Origin of the sequence: Streptomyces sp. NPDC085937, from assembly GCF_044540535.1 — a bacterium.
Classification (GTDB): Bacteria; Actinomycetota; Actinomycetes; order Streptomycetales; family Streptomycetaceae; genus Streptomyces.
Genome location: NZ_JBITSH010000014.1, coordinates 144,713 through 160,683, shown reverse-complemented (window position 1 = coordinate 160,683; position 15,971 = coordinate 144,713). Strand labels below are relative to the sequence as shown.

Genomic DNA, 15,971 nt, shown 5'->3' with positions numbered 1-15,971 from the left:
GCGACCTCCGCGCTATTCGAAGAGGTCCGTTCCGCATGCCCAAGCACATCCTCACCCGTGGTCATAGTCGTGCCCTGACCCGTCACCACAAGATCGCCGCCGCTGGCGTCGCCGCCCTCGGTGCCGCCGCCATCGGCTTCTCCGCGATCCCGAGCAACGCCTCGACGACGACCACGAGCGAGGCCGCCGCCGCTCCCACGGCGAAGGTCGCGTACAGCACCCAGCAGATCCAGGGCGTCAAGGCCGACGTCACCGACCAGTTCGCCGGCGCCAGCGTGAAGGTCGAGCAGATCGCGGCGAAGAAGCAGGCCGCGTCCGAGGCCGCCGCCAAGAAGAAGGCCGCCGCCGAGGCCAAGGCCGCGAAGGCCCACGAGGCGAAGAAGGCCGCGAGCCGCTCCGCCGAGCGCGCCGAGGTGAAGAAGGCCGCCCCCAAGTCGTACGGCAACAACCTGGACGGCTGGATCCGCGAAGCCATGTCCATCATGAAGAAGCACGGCATCCCCGGCTCCTACGAGGGCATCCACCGCAACATCATGCGGGAGTCCTCCGGCAACCCGAAGGCGATCAACCTCTGGGACATCAACGCCCAGAAGGGCATCCCCTCCAAGGGGCTGCTGCAGGTGATCCCGCCCACCTTCGACGCGTACCACGTCAAGGGCACGCCGAAGAACATCTACGACCCGGTCGCCAACATCGTCGCCGCCTGCAACTACGCGGCGGACAAGTACGGCACCATGGACAACGTCGACAGCGCGTACTGAGAGGTCGGCGCGGACCTCTCCTGCCGCACACAGACGCCGAGGGGCGGCACCCTCCTGACGGGGTGCCGCCCTTCGGGGTGGTACGGCGGGACTACTTGCGCATGACCTCGGGCTCGTGCCGGCGCAGGAAGCGCGCCACGAAGAAGCCGCAGATCACACCGAGGACGAGCAGCGCGCCCATGTCCATCGCCCAGGCGCCGGCCGTGTGCTCCCACAGAGGGTCGGTGTCGCCCGCGGACTCCGGCGGGCTGATCCGGTTGAAGTCCAGCGTGGCGCCCGACGCGGCCACCGCCCAGCGCGACGGCATCAGGAACGAGAACTGGTTCACGCCGATCGAGCCGTGCAGGGCGAACAGGCAGCCGGTGAACACGACCTGGATGATCGCGAACATCACCAGCAGCGGCATGGTCTTCTCGGCGGTCTTCACCAGCGAGGAGATGATCAGGCCGAACATCATCGAGGTGAAGCCGAGCGCCATGATCGGCACCGAGAGCTCCAGCAGCGTGAACTTCCCGAAGACCAGGCCCTCCTCCGGGATCTCCCGGCTGGAGAAGCCGATCACGCCGACCAGGAGACCCTGGAGCACCGTGATCATGCCGAGCACGAAGACCTTGGACATCAGGTACGCCGAGCGGGACAGGCCGGTGGCGCGCTCCCGTTCGTAGATGACCCGTTCCTTGATCAGCTCACGCACGGAGTTGGCGGCGCCCGCGAAACAGGCGCCGACCGCGAGGATCAGCAGCACCGTGGTCGCCGTGCCGTTCGGGATGATCCGGCCGCTCTGGTTGGGCGGGTTGGGCAGCAGGCCCTTGTCCGCGTCGATGAGCAGGCTCACCGCGCCGAGCACGGCGGGCAGGATGACCATCAGGGCGAGGAAGCCCTTGTCGGAGACGATCACCGAGACGTAGCGGCGCACCAGGGTGGAGAACTGCGACAGCCAGCCCTGCGGCTTGGGCGGCTTCATGGCCTGCATCGCCGGGACCGCTACGGACTGCGGGGCGACCGCGTCGATGTCCGCCGCGTACATCTGGTAGTGCTGCGAGCCCTTCCAGCGGCCCGCCCAGTCGTAGTCGCGGTAGTTCTCGAAGGCGGAGAAGACGTCGGCCCAGGTGTCGTAGCCGAAGAAGTTCAGTGCCTCCTCGGGCGGGCCGAAGTAGGCGACCGAACCGCCCGGTGCCATCACCAGCAACTTGTCGCAGATGGCGAGTTCGGCCACCGAGTGGGTCACCACGAGGACGGTGCGGCCGTCGTCGGCCAGTCCGCGCAGCAGCTGCATGACGTCGCGGTCCATGCCCGGGTCGAGACCGGAGGTCGGCTCGTCCAGGAAGATCAACGACGGCTTGGTGAGCAGCTCCAGCGCCACGGACACGCGCTTGCGCTGGCCGCCGGACAGGGACGTGACCTTCTTGTCCTTGTGGATGTCGAGCTTCAGCTCGCGCAGCACCTCGTCGATGCGGGCCTCGCGCTCGGCCGCCGTGGTGTCGGCGGGGAAGCGCAGCTTGGCCGCGTACTTCAGGGCCCGCTTGACGGTCAGCTCCTTGTGCAGGATGTCGTCCTGCGGGACCAGACCGATGCGCTGGCGCAGCTCGGCGAACTGCTTGTAGAGGTCGCGGTTGTCGTACAGCACCTCGCCCTGGTTGGCGGGGCGGTAGCCGGTGAGCGCCTTGAGCAGCGTCGACTTGCCGGAACCGGAGGGGCCGATGACCGCGATCAGCGACTTCTCGGGCACGCCGAAGGAGACGTCCTTGAGGATCTGCTTGCCGCCGTCGACCTCGACGGTCAGGTGGCGCGCGGAGAAGGACACCTCACCGGTGTCGACGAACTCCTCGAGCCGGTCGCCGACGATCCGGAACGTGGAGTGGCCGACGCCGACGATGTCGGTCGGGCCGAGCAGCTGCGAGCCGCCCTTGGGGATCGGCTGGCCGTTGACGTAGGTGCCGTTGTGCGAGCCGAGGTCGCGGATCTCCATGCGCCCGTCGGGCGTCGAGTGGAACTCCGCGTGGTTGCGGGAGACCTGGAGGTCCGAGACGACCAGGTCGTTCTCCAGGGCACGGCCGATGCGCATCACGCGGCCGAGCGAGAACTGGTGGAACGTGGTGGGGCTGCGGTCGCCGTAGACCGGCGGCGCCCCCGCGCCACCACCGGGTCCCTGCTGCTGCGGGATCTGCGGTGCCGCCTGCTGCGGCTGCTGCCAGCCGGGCTGCCCGGCGGGCGGCTGCTGGGCGGGCGGCTGCTGGGCCTGCTGCGCCCAGCCGGCGCTCACGCCCTGCGCCGCGTACGGCTGCTGCGGCTGGGCCTGCGGTGCGGCGCCGACGCCGACGCCGGACAGCGTCACGCGCGGCCCGTCGTTCGCGTTGCCCAGGTTCAGCACCGTGTCGGCGGTGAACTCCAGGTGGTGGATCCGCTGCCCCTGCACGAACGTGCCGTTGGTGCTGCCGTGGTCCTCGATCGCCCAACCGCGGCCGTTGTGACTGATGGTGGCGTGACGCCACGAGACTCTGGCGTCGTCCAGCACGACGTCGCCCTGGGGATCCCGCCCCAGGGTGTAGGCCTTGGACGGATCGAGCGTCCAGGTCCGTCCGTTTGATTCCAGTACGAGTTCCGGCACTCCATGCCCCACTGAGTTGTCCCCCGAATTTCCCCCGTCGCAGGGAGTCTAGGGATGTCGAACATCGTGGGGAACTATTCCAGGCTCGGCCCTCCGACCGAAAGTCGGCCCTTGTCACGACCGCGCGACAAGGTGTCCACGGCGTTGTCCGGCAGGGGGTTGAAATCGGACCGGAGAGTGGTAAACCACGCGAGGGGGACGGGGACGGCCCGAGAGGCCGTACCGCGGATCGGGGGGTCTGCCATGAGTGCTGCCAGGGGCGCCGCTGTGGCGGGGCGTGACGCCGGACTGCCGTGGGCGGACGTGGTGATGTCCGCGGTCGCCGCGGTGAGCTGGGCACTGATCGGGATGGCGGGGACGGCCGCGCTGGGCCTGCGTCTGCTGGACGCGGACGCGGCCGGGTCCCTGGCGCCGATGACCGCGGCGGTGGTTGCGCTGGCGGCGGGCGGCTCGGTGACTCCCTCGGGTGACGTGTCGGTGTTCGGGCTGTCCGGCGCGGAGGCCGGGACGGCGATCGACCTCGCGCCGCTGGGTGTGGGGCTGGTGGGGGCGCTGCTGCTGTCCTTCTTCTTCCTGCGGTCCTTGCGGACGGCGGAAGTTGTGGTCCCCGGCCGTGAACTCCTCGCGCGGGCGGGCGCGGTGGTCGCGCTGTTCACCGCTGTGGCGGGCGGGCTGGTGTGGGCGGGCCACGACGTCATCACCGTCGACGGCGGCTCACTCGGCCTGGGCGACCTGCCGGGCCCGGACGGCGGCGGCCTGGACGTCCCGGGGCTGGGTGACATCGAGGGGCTGCTGCCCGACCGGGTGGGTGACCTGGTCGACGCGCAGGCCGCCGTGGGGTTCACCGTGGACACCGTGCCGACGCTGCTGGGCGGTCTCGGCTGGTCGGCGGGTGTGCTGCTGGTCGCGCTGCTGGCGTCCCGCCGTACTCCGCTGCCGCGCGGCTGGGACGCGGTGCACCGGGTGGTACGGCCGGCCGTCTCCTCGGTCGTCGCGGTGCTGCTGGTGGCGGTGGCGGCGGGGGCCGCCGCCGCGGGGTACGCGGCGATCGGCGACGACCACCCCCGGCGGATCGCGGGGGCCGCCCTGCTGGGGGCGCCGAACGGGGTGTGGCTCGGGGTGCCGGTCGGACTGTTCGTGCCGTGGGACGCCCGGGCGGACGGGGCGCCGCTGGGGGCGCTGCCGCACCCCGTGGACGACCTGCTGCGGACGGGGTCGGAGGAGCCCGTGACGCTGGGGCGGCTGGCCGAGCTGGACGGGCGGGTGTGGCTGCTGGGGGTGGCCGCCGCGCTGATGATGCTGCTCGCGGGGGTGCTGACGGCGGTACGGACGCCGGTGCCGGCGCCCGCGTCCGCCTCGGTGCCGTCGGAGCGGCGGGCGGGGGCGGCCGGGTTCGCGGGACGGTGCGCGTCGGCGCTGGGCGTCGCCACGGCGGTGACCCTGCCGCTGCTGGTGTGGCTCACGGAGGTGTCCGCGAACGCCTCGCTGTCGGTCCTCGGCCTCGACGCGTTCGACGCCGGCCTGGAGCTGCGCGGGCACCTGGGGGCGGCGGCGCTGCTCGGGGCGCTGTGGGGCGCGGGGGCGGGCGCGGCGGGTGCGCTGCCGGCGTGGGCGAGCGGGGCGGCGGGGGCGCGTGCGGTGGCTGCGGCACGGGGTGCCGGGAGTGGGGGTGGGGGCGGGTCGGTGCCGTCGGCCGCGGGGCCGTACGAGCCGGGGGTGCCGTACCGTGCGCCCAACCCGGACACCAATCCGTACCTACGGCTGCCGGGCGGGCGGTCGGGGTGGGGAGAACCGTCGGGGCCGGACCTGCGGTCGGGGACGGGGACGGGACCCGGCCTGCGGTCGGGGGCGGGCGAGCCCGAGGACGCGGTGCCCGGGGGCGGGCGTGGTGGGCCGGGAGGCGACACCACTCGGGACACCTCACGGTCGCCCGGGGTGGGTGACGGCGGCGGGGCGGACGACCTGTCCGCGGCTCCGACCGTCATCGGCCCCGCCCCGCCGTCGGGCCGGGGAGGCCGACGCCTGTGGCCGGACGAGGTACCGCCCCCTCCCCCGCCTCCGCCTCCCACGCCGCCGCCACGGCCACGGCGCCCGGGCGCACAGGGAGCGGGTGCACAGGGAGCGGACCACCGCGCCCCGGACAGCCACGAGCGGCGCGGAGAGGACGGAGACGGCAGGGAGCCTGGCAGGCGTTAGGGCCGGGCGCGCGGTGGGACCGGGCGGGCGGTGGACCGGCGGGCGCTGGGGCCAGCAGGTGGTGGACCTGAGCACTTCGGGACCGGCGCCGTGGGCGGGCCGAAACCGGCGCCGAGCGGAGGCACACCGCCCGAAGGGCATACCGGCCGGGGGCCGTCCCCTGGGCGGGCCGGGACCGAGGCCGCGCGGGCCGTAGCTCGGACGGGCCGGAGACCGGCGCAGTACCGAGGCCTATCGGCCGGGGCCGGGCCGTTGGCGGGACGGGACGGGGGCAGCCGTCGCGGCTGGACCGGGGCGGGACCGGGCGAAGGGGTGTCCGGGTGGCGGACCTCGGGGGCGCGGGGCACCACGTGCCGGATACGGTAAGAACACCATGAGCGCATCGCAGACCACCGACGTTCCCACCCTCCTGGTCAAGATCTTCGGCAAGGACCGGCCGGGCATCACCGCCGGACTCTTCGACACTCTCGCCGCCTACTCCGTCGACGTGGTCGACATCGAGCAGGTCGTCACCCGCGGTCGCATCGTGCTCTGCGCGCTCGTGACTGAGCCCCCCGCCGGGATGGAGGGGGACCTGCGGGCCACCGTCCACAGCTGGGCGGAGTCGATGAAGATGCAGGCCGAGATCATCTCCGGCATGGGCGACAACCTCCCGCGCGGCCTGGGCCGCTCCCTGGTCACCGTGCTGGGACACCCCCTCACCTCGGAGGCGGCCGCGTCGATCGCCGCCCGGATCACCAAGGCCGGCGGCAACATCGACCGCATCTTCCGGCTCGCCAAGTACCCGGTGACCGCCGTGGAGTTCGCGGTCTCCGGCGTGGAGACGGAGCCGCTGCGCACCGCGCTGGTGACGGACGCGGCCCGGTTCGGGGTCGACGTCGCCGTGGTCGCGGCGGGGCTGTACCGCAGGGCGCAGCGCCTGGTGGTCATGGACGTGGACTCCACGCTGATCCAGGACGAGGTGATCGAGCTCTTCGCCGCGCACGCCGGCTGCGAGGACCAGGTCGCCGAGGTGACGGCCGCCGCGATGCGCGGGGAGCTGGACTTCGAGCAGTCGCTGCACGCGCGCGTGGCGCTGCTGAAGGGGCTGGACGCCTCCGTGGTGGACAAGGTCCGCAGCGAGGTGCGGCTGACGCCGGGCGCCCGCACCCTGATCCGCACGCTCAAGCGGCTCGGCTACCAGGTGGGCGTGGTCTCGGGCGGCTTCACCCAGGTCACCGACGACCTCAAGGAGCGGCTGGGTCTGGACTTCGCCCAGGCGAACACGCTGGAGATCGTCGACGGGAAGCTCACCGGCCGGGTGACCGGCGAGATCGTGGACCGGGCGGGCAAGGCCCGGCTGCTGCGCCGGTTCGCGGCCGAGGCGGGGGTGCCGCTGTCGCAGACGGTGGCGATCGGTGACGGGGCGAACGACCTCGACATGCTGAACGCCGCGGGTCTCGGTGTCGCCTTCAACGCCAAGCCGGTGGTGCGCCAGGCCGCCCACACGGCGGTGAACGTTCCCTTCCTCGACACCGTCCTCTATCTGCTGGGCATCACGCGGGAAGAGGTCGAGGCCGCCGACACCCTCGCGGGCGACTGAGCCGCGCGGGACGGCCGCGACGACGAGCGGGCCCGGCGCCGACGGATGTCGGTGCCGGGCCCCTGGCGTGCCGGGCGTGTCACCCGGGGATCGCGCCGGGTGCGTCAGGCGGAGGTCACTCGGTCGGCGCCCAGTAGTCGACCAGCGTGGCGGTACCGGGCTCCAGGGACTTCCAGGACCCGGAGAAGGTGAGCGTGGAGAAGGCGGCGGCCGGGTAGCCACGGCGCGTCATGCGCTCACGGGCGTCGCCCTCGGAGGCGCCGGCGAGGATGTCGGCCAGGCCCTGGACGCCCGGGTTGTGGCCGATCAGCAGGATGTTCTGCGCGTCGTCGGGGGTCTCGTTGAGCAGGGCGATCAGCTCGCCGGGCGAGGCTTCGTAGATCCGCTCCTCGTAGACGGTTTTCGGCCGCTTCGGGAACTCGTGCACCGCGAGCTTCCAGGTCTCGCGGGTGCGGACCGCCGTGGAGCACAGGGCCAGATCGAAGGCGACGCCGGTGTCGGCGAGCTTGCGGCCGGCCGCTGCGGCGTCCAGGCGCCCTCGCTCGGCGAGGGGGCGCTCGTGGTCGGCCACCGGAGGCCAGTCGGCTTTCGCATGCCGGAAAAGGACAATCCTGCGGGGTTCTGCGACGCTCATGGGACCCAGCTTCGCACGAAACAGGCCACGAGGCGCAGGGAGTTGACCGGCGCCCGGGCGCGTTCAGCGGGCCATGAGCTGCTGCGCCCGCTCGACGAGGTGGGTGAGCGCGGGATCACCGACGGTGGCGTGGGCCTCGGAGGGGTTGAGGACCAGGGTGAGCAGGGCGACGAAGGCGAGGGCGGGGAGGGCCAGGGCCCACCACGGCAGCCGGGTCGCGGCACCTGCCCGGGGGGCCGGGACGGGCCGGGAGTGCGTGCGCGCCGACATGAGGGCCTCCGCTCTTCGAGTGGTCCGTGGCGCGCCGGTCGCGGCCACATCTCGAAGGTACGGATCGCCGGGGCGTCAACCCATCCGGTGATCCACCCACTTGACCCTGAGCCTTGCCCCCTAGGGGACGGGGGGCCAGCACCACCACGGCCCGGAGGAAGGCCCCCCGGGGCGGTCGTCAGGGGGCCGGAACGGCCGTCAGGGAGCCAGCACGGTCGCGATCACTCCGATGACGACGAAGATGGCGAAGAACGCGCCGAAGACGAGCAGCATCTTCTTCTGGCCGTTCTGCGGGTTCGGGTCGAGGACTGGCATGGGCCAAGTCTCGCACCCCTCCCGCCCCGCACCGGCCACGGGGTGCCACGACGGGCGTGGCGGACAGGCGCGGCGGGCGGGCGTGGCGGACAGGCGCGGCGCGGCGGCCACGGCGGACCACGCCGGGGGCGGCCTCCACGGCACGGCGAAAGGGCACCCCTCAGGCCGCCGCCTCGTCCTCCACCGTACGGTCGCGGCCCGCGAACACGCCGACGATCACCTGCGGCACCATCAGCCCCGCCATCAGCGCGATCGGCAGCCCCCAGCCGCCGCTGTGCTGGTAGAGCACGCCCACCAGGAGGGGTCCGGGGATGGAGATCAGGTAGCCGGTGCTCTGGGCGAAGGCCGACAGCTGGGCCACGCCCGCGCCCGTCCTGGCCCGCATCCCGACCATGGTCAGCGCCAGCGGGAACGCGCAGTTGGCTATGCCGATCAGCACGGCCCAGGCCAGGGCGCCGCCGGCCGGGGCGAGGTAGAGGCCCGCGTAGCCGGCCAGGCCGCTCACGCCCAGCGCGACCACGATGGGGCCCTGGTGGGGCAGCCGGGTGGCCAGGCGCGGTATGACGAAGGCCAGCGGCACGCCCATGACCATGGTGATCGCCAGCAGCAGTCCCGCCCGGCCCGCGGGGACGCCCGCGTCACGGAAGATCTGCGCCATCCACCCCATGCTGATGTAGGCGGCGGTGGCCTGGAGCCCGAAGAAGACGGCCAGCGCCCAGGCGGTGCGGCTGCGGGTGATGCGCAGGACGGGTGCCGCGGCGGGCGCCTGCCCGGCGGACCCGCCCTCCGGGGGCACGTCCCGCTTGTCGCGCTCGGGTGCCTCCTCCCCCGGCGTCCCGCCCCGTGGCCGTACGAAGGCGAGCCACGGCAGGACGGCGGCGGCCGCCAGGGCCGCCCACACGGCGAGACCGGCCCGCCAGTTCCCGCCCATGGCGCCGGTGAGCGGCACGGTCACGGCCGCCGCCGTGGCGGTGCCCAGGGCGAGGGCCATGGAGTACAGGCCGGTCATGGTGCCGACCCAGTCGGGGAACCAGCGCTTGACGATGACCGGCATCAGCACGTTGCTCACCGCGATGCCGGCCAGCGCGAGGCCGCTGGCCACAAGGAAGGCGGCGGTGTTGCCCACGAACGGCCGGACCAGCAGGCCGGTGCCGATGGCGGCCATGCCGGCGCACACCACAGCGCCGGGGCCGAAGCGGCGGGCCAGGCGGGGTGCGGTGGAGCCGAAGACGGCGAAGCACAGGGCGGGCAGGGAGGTGAGCAGGCCGGCCACGCTGCCGCTCATGCCGAGTCCGTCGCGCACCTCCTCGAGCAGCGCGCCGAAGCTGGTGATGGCGGGGCGCAGGTTCAGGGCGGCGAGCACGATGCCGACGACGAGCAGCCGGGTCCGCCACGCGCGCGTGGTGCCACCGGGGCGTGCCGGGTGGACGGGCGCGGTGGGCGTGCCGGAGGCGGCGGTGGACGGGAGTGTCCGGGCGGCGTCGCCAGTCATACGAGTCATGCGACCCATCATAGAATCATGGGATGATTGGTTGTCCATGTGGCGGTCGCCGTGCGAGGCCCCAGCCGTGCGAAGGTGTGTCATGCCTCTGAGCCATCCGCGCCGTTCGGCGCTGTCCGAACAGGTCATCGCCGCCCTGCGGGCCCAGATCACCTCGGGCGAGTGGCCGGTCGGCTCGCGCATCCCCACCGAGCCGGAACTCGTGGAGCGGCTGGGGGTCGCCCGGAACACGGTCCGCGAGGCGGTGCGCGCGCTGGCGCACAACGGCCTGCTGGACATCCGCCAGGGCTCGGGCACCTACGTGGTGGCCACCAGTGAGCTGGCCGGCGTGATGCACCGCCGGTTCGCCGACGCCGACCCCCGGCACATCGCCGAGCTGCGCTCCACGCTGGAGTCCTCGGCGGCACGGCTGGCCGCCCGGCGGCGCACGGAGAAGGACCTCAAGCAGCTCGACGCCCTGCTGCTGCGCCGCGAGAAGGCCTGGGGGTCGGGCGACGCCGAGGCGTTCGTGACGGCGGACGCGACGTTCCACCTGGCCGTCGTGGTCGCCTCGCACAACGACGTGATGACCGCGCTGTACGCGGATCTGGTCGAGGTGCTGCGGGACTGGCTGCGGGACGACGTGGGTGGCGACATGACGCCGGAGACGCACATGGACCACAGCCGCCTGGTGGACGCGATCCGCGCGGGCGACGAGGCGACGGCGTCCGAGGAGGCCGCCGGCTACCCGATGGTGTGCAAGCCGGGGCGGCTCACCGCTCCCGCGCGTGACTGACCCACGCCGCGTCCACGTCGCTCCAGCAGCGGCCGGTCAGCAGCACCCTCCGGGCGGGCCCGACGGCCACCGGTGAGCCGTCGCCGTCCAGGTCCCACCATCGGGCGCACTCGACGTGCAGGGCGACCCTGTCGGTGCCGGGATAGGGGTTGTGGCAGTGGGCGGTCACCCGGGAGCCGTCGATCCGGACCCGGCAGGCGGCCCCGAACGGCTCCTCGGGGGCGGCCTCCCGGGGCTGCACGCGCGCCTGGGGCATCGCCTCGTACGGCAGGAACAGGACGAGCGCGACGGCAGCGGTCGCGGAGGCCAGGCGGAACGAGCGCACAAGGGACCTCCTCGGCCGGACTGGGGAGGGGGAACACACGGTGACGCGTACTCCAGGGTCGCCCGGCCGGGCCCGGCGCGCCCCCGCCACTGCTCCGTTCGAGTGACGCACTCGGGTCCCTGCGGCACTCTCACGGGTCCCTACGGCACGCTCGCGGGCCCCTACGGCAACGCGCGAGGGCCCGCGTCCCCCTGGGGGAAGCGGGCCCTGGCGCTGGGCGTCCGGTCAGGCGCCGACGGCGTGCAGTCCGCCGTCCACGTGGACGATCTCGCCCGTGGTCTTCGGGAACCAGTCGCTCAGCAGGGCGACGACACCGCGGCCGGCCGGCTCCGGGTCCTTCAGGTCCCACTCCAGCGGGGCGCGGTTGTCCCAGACGGATGCCAGCTCGGCGAAACCGGGGATGGACTTGGCGGCCATGGAGCCGATGGGGCCGGCGGAGATGAGGTTGCAGCGGATGTTCTGCTTGCCCAGGTCGCGCGCCATGTAGCGGCTGGTGGCCTCCAGGGCGGCCTTCGCCGGGCCCATCCAGTCGTACTGCGGCCAGGCGTACTGCGCGTCGAAGGTGAGGCCGACGACGGAGCCGCCGTTCTGCATCAGCGGCAGGCACGCCATGGTGAGCGACTTCAGGGAGAACGCCGAGACGTGCATGGCCGTGGCGACCGACTCGAACGGCGTGTTGAGGAAGTTGCCGCCGAGCGCGTCCTGCGGCGCGAAGCCGATGGAGTGCACCACGCCGTCCAGGCCCCCGAGCTCCTCGCCGACGACGTCGGCCAGGCGGCCCAGGTGCTCGGCGTTGGTGACGTCGAGCTCGATGACCTTGGTGGGCTTGGGCAGCTTCTTCGCGATGCGCTCGGTCAGCGTCGGCCGCGGGAAGGCGGTCAGGATGATCTCGGCACCCTGCTCCTGGGCCAGCTTGGCGGTGTGGAAGGCGATGGAGGACTCCATCAGCACACCGGTGATCAGGACGCGCTTGCCCTCGAGGATTCCGCTCATGTGTGTCAGTGACCCATTCCCAGTCCGCCGTCAACGGGAATGACGGCTCCAGTGATGTACGAGGCGTCGTCCGAGGCGAGGAAGCGCACCGCGGCGGCGATCTCCTCGGTCTTCGCGTACCGCGCGAGCGGCACCTGGGCGAGAATCCTCGCCTGCTGCTCCTCGGTGAGCTCCCGGGTCATGTCGGTGTCGACGAAACCGGGCGCGACGACGTTGAAGGTGATGTTGCGCGAACCCAGCTCGCGGGCGAGGGACCGGGCGAAGCCCACCAGGCCGGCCTTGGAGGCGGCGTAGTTGGCCTGGCCCGCGGAGCCGAGCAGCCCGACGACCGAGGAGATCAGCACGACGCGGCCCTTGCGGGCGCGCAGCATGCCGCGGTTGGCGCGCTTGACGACCCGGAAGGTGCCGGTGAGGTTGGTCTCGAGGACGGAGGTGAAGTCCTCCTCGGACATGCGCATCAGGAGCTGGTCGCGGGTGATACCGGCGTTGGCGACGAGCACCTCGACGGGGCCGTGCGCCTCCTCGATCTCCTTGTAGGCCTGCTCCACCTGCTCGGCGTCGGTGATGTCGCACCGGACGGCGAGGAAGCCGGCCGGGGGCTCCCCCGAGCGGTAGGTGATGGCGACCTTGTCGCCGGCGTCGGCGAACGCGCGGGCGATGGCGAGGCCGATGCCCCGGTTGCCTCCGGTGACGAGAACCGAGCGGCTCAACGGATCACCCCTTCGATAGCGGTCTGTTCCAACCGCCCGGACACCGTGACGACAGGCGGCTGCACCGAAAACCTATCGGTCCCGGTCGGCCGCGGGACATCGGGGCACCGACAGTGGCCGGGGGGCCGCTCTGTCGGGTCCCTACAGAAAGTGCCCGGTCGGGCGACGTGCGGAGCGGGCCGGGTGACCGGAAGGTGCGCACCTGGTGACACGAATGCGGCCGGGCGTGCCGCAAAGATGTGGTCCGGCCCGGTTCCGACGCGACATGATGCGCCGCAGTGACAACCGAACGAAGCGTCAACCCAACGATTCGAACCCGACAGGAAGAGACGTAGGTGTCTCATAGCATTGACGAAGCCTTCACGACCCTGCCGCTACGCGCCCTCGCCGACGCCGCGCTGGCCCGCGCCCGGGCGCTCGGGGCGGAGCACGCGGACTTCCGCCTGGAGCGGGTGCGCAGCGCCTCCTGGCGGCTGAGGGACGCCAAGCCCGCCGGTTCGTCGGACACCACCGACCTCGGGTACGCGGTGCGGGTGGTGCACGGCGGCACCTGGGGCTTCGCGTCCGGGGTGGACCTCACCCTCGACGCCGCCGCGAAGGTCGCCTCCCAGGCGGTGGCGATGGCGAAGCTGTCCGCGCAGGTGATCCGGGCGGCCGGCAGCGACGAGCGCGTGGAGCTGGCCGACGAGCCGGTGCACGCCGAGCGGACCTGGGTGTCGTCGTACGAGATCGACCCGTTCACCGTGCCCGACGAGGAGAAGGCCGGGCTGCTCGCCGAGTGGAGCACGCGGCTGCTGGCGGCAAACGCGGTGGACCACGTGGACGCCTCGCTGCTCACCGTGCACGAGAACAAGTTCTACGCGGACACGGCCGGGACCGTGACGACGCAGCAGCGGGTACGGCTGCACCCGGTCGTCACGGCGGTGTCGGTCGACGAGTCCAGCGGCGAGTTCGACTCGATGCGCACGCTCGCGCCGCCCGTCGGACGCGGCTGGGAGTACCTGACGGGCACGGGCTGGGACTGGGACGACGAGCTGGCGCGGATCCCCGAGCTGCTCGCCGAGAAGATGCGCGCGCCGAGCGTCGAGCCGGGCCTGTACGACCTGGTGGTGGACCCGTCCAACCTGTGGCTGACCATCCACGAGTCGATCGGGCACGCCACCGAGCTGGACCGCGCGCTCGGCTACGAGGCGGCCTACGCGGGGACCTCGTTCGCCACCTTCGACCAGTTGGGCAAGCTGAGGTACGGCTCCGAGCTGATGAACGTCACCGGTGACCGCACCGCCGAGCACGGCCTGGCGACCGTCGGTTACGACGACGAGGGCGTCGAGGCGCAGTCCTGGGACCTGGTGAGGGACGGCACGCTCGTCGGCTACCAGCTGGACCGGCGGATCGCGAAGCTCACCGGCTTCGAGCGGTCCAACGGGTGCGCCTTCGCGGACTCCCCCGGCCATGTGCCGGTGCAGCGCATGGCCAACGTGTCGCTGCGTCCGGACCCGGCCGGGATGTCGACGGAGGACCTGATCGGGGGCGTCGACCGGGGCATCTACGTGGTCGGCGACCGGTCCTGGTCGATCGACATGCAGCGCTACAACTTCCAGTTCACCGGACAGCGCTTCTACCGGATCGAGAACGGGCGGCTCACCGGGCAGCTCCGGGACGTCGCCTACCAGGCCACGACCACCGACTTCTGGGGTTCCATGGCCGCCGTCGGCGGTCCGCAGACGTACGTCCTGGGCGGCGCCTTCAACTGCGGCAAGGCCCAGCCGGGCCAGGTCGCGGCGGTCTCGCACGGCTGCCCGTCCGCCCTCTTCAAGGGCGTCAACATTCTGAACACCACGCAGGAGGCCGGGCGATGAGCGCGCGCACCACCAAGCCGCACGAGATCGTCGAGCGGGCGCTGGAGCTGTCCCGCTCCGACGGCTGCGTCGTGATCGCCGACGAGCGGTCCACCGCCAACCTCCGCTGGGCGGGCAACGCCCTCACCACCAACGGGGTGACCCGCGGGCGCACCCTCACCGTGATCGCCACGGTGGACGGGGTGCGGGGCACGGCCTCCGGGGTGGTGTCCCGGTCGGCGGTGACCGTGGACGAGCTGGAGCCGCTGGTGCGGGCCGCCGAGGCCGCCGCGCGCGGCGCGGCCCCGGCCGAGGACGCGCAGCCACTGGTCACCGGGGTGGAGCCGTCGCCGGAGTTCACCGAAGGGCCCGCCGAGACGTCCTCCGCGGTGTTCACCGACTTCGCCCCGGCGCTGGGCGAGGCGTTCGCCCGGGCGCGGGCCGGCGGCCGGGAGCTGTACGGCTTCGCCAACCACGAGCTGGTCTCCAGCTACCTGGGCACGTCGACCGGGCTGCGGCTGCGGCACGACCAGCCGAACGGCACGCTGGAGGTGAACGCCAAGTCCCCGGACCGAACCCGGTCGGCGTGGGCGGGCCGCTCCACCCGTGACTTCAAGGACGTCGACCCGGCGGTGCTGGACGCCGAGCTGGCCGTACGGCTGGGCTGGGCGGAGCGCCGCCTCGACCTGCCGGCGGGCCGGTACGAGACGCTGCTGCCGCCGACCGCGGTGGCGGACCTGCTGATCTACCAGCTGTGGTCGGCGTCGGGGCGGGACGCGGCGGAGGGCCGCACGGTGTTCTCCCAGCCGGGCGGCGGCACGCGGGTCGGCGAGCGGCTGAGCGAGCTGCCGCTGACGCTGCGCAGCGACCCGAACGAGCCGGGTCTGGAGTCGGCGCCGTTCGTGCTCGCGCACTCCTCCGGCGGGGACCAGTCCGTGTTCGACAACGGGCTGCCGCTGACGGCCACGGACTGGGTGCGCGAGGGCGAGCTGCACCGGCTGACCACGAGCCGGCACAGCGCGGGCCTGACCGGCCTGCCGACCGCGCCCGCGATCGACAACCTGATCCTGGACGGCGGCGAGGACCGCTCGCTGGAGGAGATGGTGGCGGCCACCGAGCGGGGGCTGCTGCTGACCTGCCTGTGGTACATCCGCGAGGTGGACCCGGCGACGCTGCTGCTCACCGGCCTGACCAGGGACGGTGTCTACCTGGTGGAGAACGGCGAGGTCACCGGCGAGGTGAACAACTTCCGCTTCAACGAGTCGCCGGTGGACCTGCTGGGCCGGGCGGCCGAGGCGGGCCGTACGGAGAAGACGCTGCCCAGGGAGTGGAGCGACTGGTTCACCCGGGCCGCGATGCCCGCGCTGCGCATCCCCGATTTCAACATGAGCTCGGTCAGCCGGGGCGTATAACCTCGTAGGCGTTCACAGCAGGCCGGTACCGATGCGGCCGCAGACCACCGA

14 protein-coding genes are annotated in these 15,971 nt (G+C 72.7%); 6 read left to right on the top strand and 8 right to left on the bottom strand.

The genetic code is table 11. The annotated features are described in order from the left end of the window. Positions 1-35 precede the first annotated feature (35 nt). Positions 36-761, top strand: a complete 726-nt coding sequence (locus tag ACIF8S_RS26695) for a transglycosylase SLT domain-containing protein (RefSeq protein WP_400002327.1) — start codon at positions 36-38, stop codon at positions 759-761. Between the two features lie 91 nt (positions 762-852). Here the strand turns inward: ACIF8S_RS26695 and ACIF8S_RS26690 are convergent, their stop codons facing one another. Beyond that, a complete protein-coding gene (locus tag ACIF8S_RS26690; RefSeq protein ID WP_400002325.1) occupies positions 853-3,369 on the bottom strand; it encodes an FHA domain-containing protein in 2,517 nt (838 codons plus the stop codon). Positions 3,370-3,612: 243 nt separating this feature from the next. Between ACIF8S_RS26690 and ACIF8S_RS26685 the strand changes: the two genes are divergently transcribed. Both ACIF8S_RS26685 and serB read left to right on the top strand, forming a co-directional pair. After that, positions 3,613-5,565 carry a streptophobe family protein gene (locus ACIF8S_RS26685; RefSeq protein ID WP_400002323.1) on the top strand — a complete coding sequence of 651 codons (1,953 nt, stop codon included), beginning with the start codon at positions 3,613-3,615 and terminating at the stop codon, positions 5,563-5,565. 373 nt (positions 5,566-5,938) lie between these two features. Next, on the top strand, positions 5,939-7,147 hold the full coding sequence (gene serB, locus ACIF8S_RS26680) for a phosphoserine phosphatase SerB (RefSeq protein ID WP_349791590.1): 1,209 nt from the start codon (positions 5,939-5,941) through the stop codon (positions 7,145-7,147). Between the two features lie 115 nt (positions 7,148-7,262). Here the strand turns inward: serB and ACIF8S_RS26675 are convergent, their stop codons facing one another. The 4 genes from ACIF8S_RS26675 to ACIF8S_RS26660 all read right to left on the bottom strand — a co-directional run bounded on the left by ACIF8S_RS26675 (position 7,263) and on the right by ACIF8S_RS26660 (position 9,858). Continuing rightward, positions 7,263-7,781 (bottom strand): SixA phosphatase family protein, encoded by a 519-nt coding sequence (locus ACIF8S_RS26675; protein WP_400002321.1) that lies wholly within the window; start codon positions 7,779-7,781, stop codon positions 7,263-7,265. Between the two features lie 63 nt (positions 7,782-7,844). Next, complete coding sequence (locus tag ACIF8S_RS26670; protein WP_400002320.1) at positions 7,845-8,051, bottom strand: hypothetical protein; 207 nt, start codon at positions 8,049-8,051, stop codon at positions 7,845-7,847. A gap of 198 nt (positions 8,052-8,249) precedes the next feature. Next, positions 8,250-8,366, bottom strand: coding sequence for an SGM_5486 family transporter-associated protein (locus ACIF8S_RS26665; protein ID WP_106967088.1), 117 nt, complete (start codon positions 8,364-8,366; stop codon positions 8,250-8,252). Between the two features lie 160 nt (positions 8,367-8,526). Continuing rightward, positions 8,527-9,858 (bottom strand): CynX/NimT family MFS transporter, encoded by a 1,332-nt coding sequence (locus ACIF8S_RS26660; protein ID WP_400002346.1) that lies wholly within the window; start codon positions 9,856-9,858, stop codon positions 8,527-8,529. Between the two features lie 91 nt (positions 9,859-9,949). Here ACIF8S_RS26660 and ACIF8S_RS26655 point away from each other — a divergent pair, with 91 nt between their 5' ends. Then, complete coding sequence (locus ACIF8S_RS26655; protein ID WP_400002317.1) at positions 9,950-10,642, top strand: FadR/GntR family transcriptional regulator; 693 nt, start codon at positions 9,950-9,952, stop codon at positions 10,640-10,642. Here the strand turns inward: ACIF8S_RS26655 and ACIF8S_RS26650 are convergent. From ACIF8S_RS26650 to fabG, 3 genes are all read right to left on the bottom strand, one after another. After that, entirely contained in the window at positions 10,620-10,967 is a 348-nt protein-coding gene (locus tag ACIF8S_RS26650) for a hypothetical protein (protein WP_400002316.1), read from the bottom strand. The genes ACIF8S_RS26655 and ACIF8S_RS26650 overlap by 23 nt on opposite strands. A 225-nt stretch (positions 10,968-11,192) precedes the next feature. Further along, positions 11,193-11,960 (bottom strand): enoyl-ACP reductase FabI, encoded by a 768-nt coding sequence (fabI, locus tag ACIF8S_RS26645; RefSeq protein ID WP_400002315.1) that lies wholly within the window; start codon positions 11,958-11,960, stop codon positions 11,193-11,195. Positions 11,961-11,965: 5 nt separating this feature from the next. Continuing rightward, the gene (gene fabG, locus ACIF8S_RS26640; RefSeq protein WP_400002313.1) at positions 11,966-12,670 is read right to left on the bottom strand and encodes a 3-oxoacyl-[acyl-carrier-protein] reductase; all 705 of its coding nucleotides are present in this window, start codon (positions 12,668-12,670) and stop codon (positions 11,966-11,968) included. 335 nt (positions 12,671-13,005) lie between these two features. On the opposite strand from fabG, the gene ACIF8S_RS26635 reads away from it, so the two are divergent. Further along, positions 13,006-14,529, top strand: a complete 1,524-nt coding sequence (locus ACIF8S_RS26635) for a TldD/PmbA family protein (protein ID WP_400002311.1) — start codon at positions 13,006-13,008, stop codon at positions 14,527-14,529. Further along, on the top strand, positions 14,526-15,920 hold the full coding sequence (locus ACIF8S_RS26630) for a metallopeptidase TldD-related protein (protein ID WP_400002310.1): 1,395 nt from the start codon (positions 14,526-14,528) through the stop codon (positions 15,918-15,920). The genes ACIF8S_RS26635 and ACIF8S_RS26630 overlap by 4 nt, the downstream gene beginning before the upstream one ends. The last annotated feature ends 51 nt before the right edge of the window (positions 15,921-15,971 follow it).